Here is an 8,114-nt window from a genome sequence, read left to right as displayed (position 1 = left end):
AGCAGCCTCGGCTACCGCAGCCCCGCCGAATACGAGACCGCACTCGCAGCCTGACCACCACACCAATGGTGTCCGTCAAAGCGGAACAAGCTCACTCCGCGCCTCGATGATATGGCTCGGAGATCTCCTGCAAGCAGCCTACTGATCCCAACATCACACAGGCCCTAGGGGCCGTCGGCGATCGGTGTCGACCGTCTGTGGTCGAAGAACTGACGTTCGCGGGCAGTGATTCGGCTCGTGCTTGTCGGGCCCCGTTGTCACCGGCCGGATGGTGGGAGGGCGTCAGTGTTGACGGTCGTCAGGTCCATGTCCATGAGGATGTCCGCGCGAGCGTAGTAGTCGTCGACGGGGAGATCGTCCTTGGTGATGCGGCGGAACCCTGCCCGTTCGTAGAGGTGGATGGCGGGTTGGAGGCGGGAGTTCGTGCCAAGGAACAGCCGCCGCCCGCCACGTGCGGCGGCATGTTCTACGGCTGCGCGGATCAGAGCGTTGCCTATTCCGTGTCCCTGCGCCTCGAAGGTGACGCCCATCTTGGACAGCTCGAAGACATCGCCGGGGTAGGAAAGCAAGGCGATGCAGCCGACCCGTGCGTCATCGTCTGTGCGCGCGATGAGCACCGCCCCGCCCGGCGCGATGATCTGACCCACAGGATCGTCGAGCACGCGGCGGTCTTCGTCTGTGAGTGAGAAGAGCTCCGAGATCCACACAGCGTTGATCCGCTGAAACGCCTCAGCGTCCTCGGCGTCGGTGAGCGGTGTGATGTGGACAGTGTCGGAGGTGGCGGTCATTCATCTAGCATGCCGGTCACGCATTCAGATGTCTAAGACGAATGAACCAAGGGATCGATAAGATTGGAGAATGGATTCTCGGGTCGAACTGCGTCTGCTGCGGTCCTTCAGCGTCCTGGCTGGTGAACTGCACTTCGGCCGTGCCGCGCAGCAGCTTCGTATCGCGCAGCCGGCACTGTCTCAGCAGATCCGCCAGCTTGAACGGGCGGTCGGCGTCACTCTGTTCGAACGGACGTCCAGATCGGTCGCCCTGACTCGGGCTGGGAGTGTCTTCGCGGCGCGGGTGCGCGATCACCTGCAGCGAATCGAGGAAGACATCGAGGAAGCGCGACGTGTCGACAGGGGAGAGTCCGGCCGAATAGACCTCGCATTCATCTCTTCCGCCGCGCCGGTCGTGGCGACGATCACACGATGGATCGCCGGCGAACGCCCGGGCGTGCTTCTCGACCTCCACGAGGGTACGACCGAGAGCGTGCTCGACCACATCGAGCGCGGCACCGCGGACCTCGGGATCGTCCGCGATGCCGAGAATCGGCCGGGCATCACCCTCACCACGGTGCGCGTCGAGGGCTACGTCGCCGTGCTTCCTCGCGGTCACGCACTCGTCGAAGAAGCCCAGGCCACGGCCGCGGACCTCGCAGGCTCACCCCTTGTGCTCTTTCCGAGGACGGCAGGGTCTCTCGCCTACGCGCGGGCGCTTCAGCCGTTTCGGGAGATGGAGGTCGAACCCGTGATTGCCTTCCATGCATCCCAGTGGAGCAGCATCTTCCAACTCGTCGCCGCAGGCGCGGGCACGACCATCGCCCCCGAGAGCGCGGCTGATCACGTTCCCGCCGGCGTAGCGGTGGTGCCGCTCGGCGGAACGGACACTCGAACGCTCGTACAAGTGGCGCACCGGGCACACCAGACGCATCCCATCGTCCCCACCCTCATCGATCTCCTGCGCACGGAATAGGTCAGACTCGCTCCTTGCGGGCACGGAGGTGTCCTCGTCGTCGCGGTAGGTGGAGAACTGCAGCGGCCTCGTCCGTCAGCTCATGAAGAGATCGATGCTCATCGCGCTACTCCCACCAGCCGGCCGCCGCGTCGACCGTGTCAAGGCCAGCATGCACTGCTTCCCGCGAGGGCTGATAGATCGACTTGTGGCTGATGCTCCGGCACTGGGCGGCGGTGATCTTCTGCAGCGATCAGCACATCGTTCAGTCGGGCGAGGGCCTCGTCCCGCAGTTGGCTGAGTCCGACAGGGGTTCTGTGCGCGGTCCTGCTGATTCGGTCCGATGGGGCTGCGGCTGCCTCAGACCGCTGATGAGCAGGGTCACGACTTCTCGCACGTCGTAGTCCGGGTCGTGTGGGCTCCAGGCGACGAGGTCGCCGACGGCGCGGAGGAGGCGGTAGGCCGAGATGGGTGCGACCACCTCACCTGATGCGCGGGCCGCGTCGAGCAGGTCGGCCAGGACCGGCACGAGGCGGTCGAGGAACAGGACGTGCAGGGCGGTGAACTCGTCGGCGTCCCCCTCCCAGACTCGCGCCAGTCCATGTTTCGTTCCGAGGAAGTCGACGAACAAGTGCACCCAGCACAGGGTCGCTTCGAAGGGACTCGGCGTGGACGCCAGAAGCTGCGGTCCGGCCTGTGCGCACTCCTCGATCTGATGGCGGTACACCGCGACCACCAGATCCGAGCGGGTCGGGAAGTGCCGGTAGAGCGTGGCCACGCCTACTCCGGCGGCCGCAGCAACCTCGCGGACCGGCGCGTCGACCCCCGATGCGGCAAACACCACAGCGGCGGCCTCGAGTAGTGCCCGCTGATTGCGCTCCACATCCCGGCGCCGCCGAGGCGCGTCGGCCGCGGGGGCTGCATTCCTGGGGGAGCTCACCGCCTCATCATCGCACGCCCCTCGCGCATTCGGAACATTGATCCGGTTCGACTTGAAAGAACGGATCAATGTTCCGTATCGTTCCGGAACGGCGATCCGTTTTTGGTCGTCCTTGTCCGTGACCATGGAAGGACTCTCGTGTCTCTCGTTGAAACAACTCCCCGTCCCGCCGCTCAGGTCCTGAGCGTGCGGCCGGTGATTCTCCCCGCCCCGGCTCGTGGCGGCGATCTGCAGGTACGCATCACGGCGCCGGCCGCGGACACCGATCTGCCTGTCATCGTCTTCGCCCATGGCTTCGGTCAGTCGATGACCGCGGGGGACCCGTTGGTGGACTATTGGGCGGCCAACGGATTCGTCGTGGTGCAGCCGACCTTCCTCGACTCCACGACCCTCGGTTTGACGCCCGCCGACCCGCGCTACCCGACGATCTGGCAGACCCGGATCGACGACCTTGTGCAGGTCATCGACGAGCTGGACACCGTCATCGCCGCAGTCCCTGGGCTGACCGGTCGTGTCGACACTCACCGCCTCGCGGTTGCCGGACATTCCTGGGGCGGGCAGTCAGTCGGGATGCTGCTCGGGGCGCGCGTCATCGGCGCGGACGGCCAGCCCGGCGAGGACCGCACCGACGCCCGCGTGAAGGCCGGGGTTCTCCTGTCCACGACCGGAATCTCACGTGGGGACCTCACCCCCTTCGCGCAGGGGCACTTCGCGTTCATGAGCCCGGACTTCACCCGCCTCGCGACGCCCTCGATCGTCGTCGCCGGCGACCAGGACCAGTCACCGCTCTCCACCCGCGGTCCCGATTGGTTCACCGACGTCTACCACCACAGCCCTGGCGCTCGACACCTCGTCACCCTCCATGGCGGCGAGCACACGCTCGGCGGCATCCAGAACTACAACTCGACCGACACCACCGACGAAAGCCCCGAGCGAGTCGACCTGGTACGACGCACCACCACGGCGTTCCTGCACACAGCGCTCGGGATCAACGAAACCGCCTGGTCCGACCTGGCCGCTACCTCCGTCGAGCCCATCGGTCACATCGACTCCAAGTAGACCGCCCCCGCCCCACACAGATCTCGATCCGCGCAAGGACGCCACTGTGACAACCAGACGACACCCCATTGGCAGCGGCTTCACCGCCGCCTCTACCGCGACCGATGTCCTGGCCGGGGTCGACCTCAGCGGCCGCGAGGTGATCATCACCGGCGGGCACAGTCGCCTCGGTCGCGAGGTCACCCGTTCGCTTGTCACCGCAGGGGCTTCGGTGACCGTAGCCGCCCGTGACCCGCAACGAGCCGCAGCGATCCTCACCGACATCACCAACGCCGACGACATCAACGGTCTGGGCGGCGTCCAGGTGGAGGGGCTTGACCTCGCCGACCCGGCCTCGATCGAGGCATTCGCGCAGAGATGGCAGAAGGCCGACCGGGCGCTCCACGCGCTGGTGAACAATGCCGCGATGCTCTTCGCCTCCGAGCGGCGTCTCGACGCACGCGGGAACGAGCTCTCGTTCGCGACCACCCACCTTGGCCACTTCCAACTCACCCGGGCACTCCTACCCGCCCTCCGGCTAGCCGGGAGCGCGCGAGTGCTCACCACCACCTCCGGCGCCGCCCGATTCGGCTCCATCCGATGGGACGACCTGTCCTTCCGCAACGGGTACGACGCGGGCGCGGCCTACGCCCAGTCCAAGTTGGCCAACGTCCTGTTCACCGTCGAGCTCGACCGTCGGTACGCCGATGACGGCATCCGTGCGTTCGCGGCGCACCCGGGAGTGGTCATCGGCCCGGGCCCGCACGCCCCCAGCGCAGTTGCGAACTACCGCGCGCAGGGCCTCGTCGACGACGACGGCGCAACGGTCATCGACCCCGCAGCCGGCAAGAAGACAGCCGAACAGGGCGCCGCGACTCTCGTCTTCGGCGCAGTCAGCCCGCTCCTCGACGGCACCGGCGGCGTCTACCTCAAAGACAGCGACATCGCCGTCCTAGACAACAGCGAACGCCTGCTCACCCGCGACAGCATCCCCTCCGACGCGAACGCGGCCATACTCGACTCGGAAGACGCCCGCCGACTCTGGACCATCACCGAGCGACTGCTCGTCCCATGAACCGCTGCGCTGGGGGCGTGCGTTTGAAGTAGTTGGACGGTTGGCCTTCGCGAGGATTTGGTCGGCGGTCTCGATCCACACGAACGGATGACAGCGATCGTTCCAGCCGTCGACGAACGCGCGGACCCTGGCGTTGACATCGTGCACGGGTTTGAACACGCCCCGGCGGGTGGTCTGACGCTCGGCAACATTGAACCAGATCTCGACGACCGGTAACTTAGGGCTTTGATGTTCGTTTGACCCGTTTGGGTTTGGTGGCACCAACGATGGTGACGGCCGGAACGCATGGGCGGTCTGCAACCTGGTGGACGGCGCGTTTGAGGGGCCAGTTGGCGACTTTGCGTTTGATGACGCGGGGGTTGGCCCGGCGGCGTCGCCGTGGCAGGAGGCGTTCGAGGAGTTCAGCGTGGGTGGCCTTGACCGCGCGGGCGAGTCGACCGGGGGAAAATGCCGCCTGGTCGGTGACCTGGCGGCGCACGACGCGCAGTGAGCGGGTGAAGGAGATCCGGTCGGGGTCGCGTTCGGCTTGTCGTGCAGCCTGGTGCATCAGGTGCCGGATGGCGTGGTGGACGAGCAGAAAGCCGTAAAGCTCCTGCTCGGCCCCGTCAGGGTGTTGCGAACGCAGTACCAGGTGCGACCCGCCCAGGTGAGTCTTGATTTCGTCGAGGGTGGACTCGAACTCCCATCGCTGGGCGTAGAGGGCGGCCAGTTCCGCGGCTGGGGCCTTGTCCGGGTCAAGAATCGTGGTGATGAGCCGGTAGACGCCCTCATGGCCAGCGATCGTGTATTCCACCGCGCGTACTGGCACCCCACGACGGGTGTGGTGGATGTCGCTCCGGTCGAAGATTTCGGTGAGGTAGGAGCCGTCCGACAACTGCTCGACCACTGGCAGTACGAGGTCTTTGCGGACTCGCCACAGCAGGTCCGCCCCCGTGGCCGCAGCTGTGCGCCACAGGTCCACGCCGTAGAAGCCACGGTCGGCCAGCAGCAGCATCCCCGGCCGCAGGGCCACCAGGACAGCCCGGGCCAGAGCCTGCTCTCCGGTGCGCAGAGCTCCGATCGCAGCATCGAAAATGGCGTGGGTGCCACACTCCACCAGGCCGACCATGCGCAACTGCGGGTAGCCGACGTTCTGTTCGCCGCGCCCGGAGCGGGGCGGACGGCCAAACGCCTCCACGTTCGCCTTCGTGTCGGGCAGGTCGAATGTGGTGCCGTCGATCGCGGTCAGCCGCCAGTCGCGGTAGAAGGCGCCCTGAGTGTCCGGTGTGGCAACCGGACGGCACACCCGCGCGAACAACTGCCGCAGCGGCGCCACCCCCAGCCGGGACCTGGCCTTCCAGATCGCCGCTGTACTCGGCACCACCCACGATGTACGCCAATGCCGCGCACCCTGCAAATCCGCGGTCAGCAGTCGGGCGACCTCTTCATAGCTCTGCCCGGAAAACAGGCACATTGCCAGCACGAAGTAGACCACCAGCCGGGCCGGCAGCAGCCGGTTCCGCTGCTGCACCCGACCCGTCTCCGCCAACACCTCGTCCACAAGCGACTGAGGAAACGCCTGTGTCAGCACCCCGACCGCGACCCGGTCCGACAGCCGCTCACCAGATGACTTCAGCTGACCCGCTCTTGCCACACCAACAACAACGACCGGATTACCCCTAACCTCGCGCTTTCATGAAGCGGGCTGTCCGATAGGCGGTCAGGCAAGCAGAAAGTGCCTCTGACCAGCAAGAATGAGGATTGTCTAGGTCCTTGTTCCCGCTGAAACCAAAGGCACTTTCCAGGTGAAGAAGCCTATCGGGTCCTACCCCCGTGTCCGTATCCGGGAGGACGGCCGGGCCGTGGTCTCGCAGGCCGGTTCGGTCCTGCTGATCGAAACTGTCCGCAAGACCGGTCTTGACCAGGCCTTATCCGCAGCCCTGACCTTGTGGCGGAAGCCGCGGGCCGTCCACGACCCCGGCAAGATACTCGTGGACCTCGCACTGGCGGTCGCGCTGGGCGGGGACTGCCTCGCCGATATCACCCTGCTGCGGTCCGAGCCTGCCGTGTTCGGGCCGGTCGCCTCCGACCCTACGGTCTCCCGGCTGATCGACACCCTTGCCGCCTCGGGCGAGAAGGCGCTGACCGCCGTCCGCGCCGCACGTTCCGAAGTCCGCCGACGCGTCTGGGAGTTGGCCGGCAACCGGGCTCCGGACACCGGCGGACAGGTGACCGTGGACCTGGACGGGGTCCTGGTCGTCGCGCACTCGGACAAGCAGGACGCGGCCCCGACCTGGAAGAAGTCCTACGGTCATCACCCGCTCATGGGGTTCGTCGACCACGGTCCGGGAGGGACCGGTGAACCCGTCGCCGCCCTGCTGAGACCCGGGAACGCGGGCTCGAACACGGCCGTCGACCACATCGCAGCCGCCCGCCTGGCCCTCGCTCAACTGCCCAAAAAGTACCGGCAAGGACGGCGGACGCTGATCCGCTGTGATTCTGCGGGCGGCACCCATGAGTTCGTGGCCTGGCTCGCCCAGCGCGGGCGTTGGCTGTCCTACTCGGTCGGCATGGTGATCACCGAGGCCATCCACCAGCACGTTCTTCAGATCCCCGCATCGGCCTGGACGCCCGCGGTCGAGCCGGACGGCGAGGTTCGTGACGGGGCCTGGGTCGCCGAACTCACCGGAGACCTGCTCGACGGCTGGCCGCAGGGCATTCGGTTGCTCGTCCGCAAGGAACGTCCCCACCCCGGAGCCCAGTTGCGGATCACGGATGCGGACGGCATGCGTCTCACGTGCTTCGCCACCAACACCGCCGACCGGCCGATCGCCGAACTCGAGCTCCGTCACCGGTTGCGGGCTCGCGCGGAGGACCGGATCCGAGCCGCCCGGGCCACCGGGCTCCGCAACCTTCCCCTGCACGACACCGCGCAGAATCAGGTCTGGCTGGAGACCGTCCAGATGGCGCTCGATCTGCTGGCCTGGATGCCCATGCTCGCCCTGACCGGCCAGGCGAGACTTTGGGAACCGCGTCGCTTGCGGTTCCGCCTGTTCTCCGCGGCCGGCCAGCTCGTCATCACCGGCCGGCGCCGCCTCCTCCGCCTTGCCCGCCACTGGCCCTGGACCCGCGAGATCACAGACGCCCTCGAACGGCCCGCACTCTTGCCGAACCCCGGCTGACCAGCAGCTTTCCCACCCCTACGAGCAGCATCACCCTCACCCGGAACAGTGGAAACCGGCGTCCACCCGAGACGACACCCGGGCCCCCGGCCTGCCCGGTCTCGGCCATCGACAACGAAATGGGCCGCCGACTTCGTCGACGGCCCATCAAGAAAGATCGAGGCTAGTCGGAGTAGTC

The 8,114-nt window shown here is 66.9% G+C and carries 6 protein-coding genes and 1 pseudogene; 4 read left to right on the top strand and 3 right to left on the bottom strand.

Annotated elements, in window-relative coordinates; all coding sequences use genetic code 11:
* Positions 1 to 257 precede the first annotated feature (257 nt).
* Complete coding sequence (locus tag ACWCRB_RS09025) at positions 258 to 788, bottom strand: GNAT family N-acetyltransferase (RefSeq protein WP_450995398.1); 531 nt, start codon at positions 786 to 788, stop codon at positions 258 to 260.
* Between the two features lie 70 nt (positions 789 to 858).
* Between ACWCRB_RS09025 and ACWCRB_RS09020 the strand changes: the two genes are divergently transcribed.
* On the top strand, positions 859 to 1,743 hold the full coding sequence (locus ACWCRB_RS09020; RefSeq protein ID WP_352375526.1) for a LysR substrate-binding domain-containing protein: 885 nt from the start codon (positions 859 to 861) through the stop codon (positions 1,741 to 1,743).
* A 244-nt stretch (positions 1,744 to 1,987) separates the two neighbouring features.
* Here the strand turns inward: ACWCRB_RS09020 and ACWCRB_RS09015 are convergent, their stop codons facing one another.
* Complete coding sequence (locus ACWCRB_RS09015) at positions 1,988 to 2,788, bottom strand: TetR/AcrR family transcriptional regulator (protein ID WP_450995397.1); 801 nt, start codon at positions 2,786 to 2,788, stop codon at positions 1,988 to 1,990.
* A gap of 12 nt (positions 2,789 to 2,800) precedes the next feature.
* On the opposite strand from ACWCRB_RS09015, the gene ACWCRB_RS09010 reads away from it, so the two are divergent.
* Both ACWCRB_RS09010 and ACWCRB_RS09005 read left to right on the top strand, forming a co-directional pair.
* Positions 2,801 to 3,721, top strand: a complete 921-nt coding sequence (locus tag ACWCRB_RS09010) for an alpha/beta hydrolase family protein (protein ID WP_450995396.1) — start codon at positions 2,801 to 2,803, stop codon at positions 3,719 to 3,721.
* Positions 3,722 to 3,767: 46 nt separating this feature from the next.
* On the top strand, positions 3,768 to 4,775 hold the full coding sequence (locus tag ACWCRB_RS09005; protein ID WP_450995395.1) for an SDR family NAD(P)-dependent oxidoreductase: 1,008 nt from the start codon (positions 3,768 to 3,770) through the stop codon (positions 4,773 to 4,775).
* Positions 4,776 to 5,214: 439 nt separating this feature from the next.
* On the opposite strand, the pseudogene ACWCRB_RS09000 reads toward ACWCRB_RS09005, so the two are convergent.
* Positions 5,215 to 6,408: pseudogene (locus tag ACWCRB_RS09000) on the bottom strand (IS4 family transposase); the annotation flags it as partial.
* 151 nt (positions 6,409 to 6,559) lie between these two features.
* Here ACWCRB_RS09000 and ACWCRB_RS08995 point away from each other — a divergent pair.
* Positions 6,560 to 7,936, top strand: a complete 1,377-nt coding sequence (locus ACWCRB_RS08995) for an IS1380 family transposase (RefSeq protein WP_450995394.1) — start codon at positions 6,560 to 6,562, stop codon at positions 7,934 to 7,936.
* Positions 7,937 to 8,114: the final 178 nt, after the last annotated feature.

The organism is Streptomyces sp. NPDC002156, assembly GCF_053593675.1.
The sequence above is the reverse complement of the archived record's forward strand: the minus strand, read 5'-3'. Positions and strand labels throughout refer to the sequence as shown.